At 41.5% G+C, this 588-nt stretch carries 1 protein-coding gene; it reads left to right on the top strand.

All coding sequences use genetic code 11. The annotated features are described in order from the left end of the window. Positions 1 to 162: 162 nt before the first annotated feature. A partial coding sequence (locus ACS8FD_RS22860; RefSeq protein WP_439277542.1) for an amidohydrolase family protein occupies positions 163 to 588 on the top strand: 426 nt, incomplete at its 3' end.

The following is a 588-nucleotide window of genomic DNA, read 5'->3' as shown; positions in this document are numbered from 1 at the left end:
AAAAAGTGAAAGAGTAAGTGACGGTTTTCTACAAAGGGCAAACAGGCTGTAACGTCATTATATGTTTTAAAAAAGCATTGCAATAGTACAGTACGATATCGATTTTGAAGGTATTTAGTTTCTATTTCTTAATCACTTATTAGTCAATAACAGGAGTTTGTCATGATCAAATTTACTAATGCAAATATCTATCGCAATAGCGAAGCTAATGAGATTTTAGTCAAGGACGGAATCATTGAGCAGATTGGTAGAGGCTTGCCTGCCGCTACGGAGGAGATTGATTTAAAGGGCTGTTTGGTGGTACCGCCTTATGTGGACTCACATCTGCATCTTGATTATGTTTATACGGGCGGCGGTGATGATGCAAAGAACGCCTCAGGTACCTTGTTCGAAGGTATTGCTCGCTGGCACGATGTCAAAAAGACGCAAACTTTCGAAGATGCTAAATCGCGGATGCTAAAAGGTATTCAAGAAGAAGTCTCCAAAGGGGTGCAATATATTCGTACCCATATTGACGTTTGTGATCCTGATCTGACTGGGCTCAAAGCGATGCTGGAGCTGCGTGAAGAGCTCAAAGACAACGTCACC

It is taken from the genome of Psychrobacter sp. 1U2, from assembly GCF_051847575.1.
Note: the sequence above shows the minus strand (reverse complement) of the source record. Positions and strands in the feature narration are given on the sequence as shown.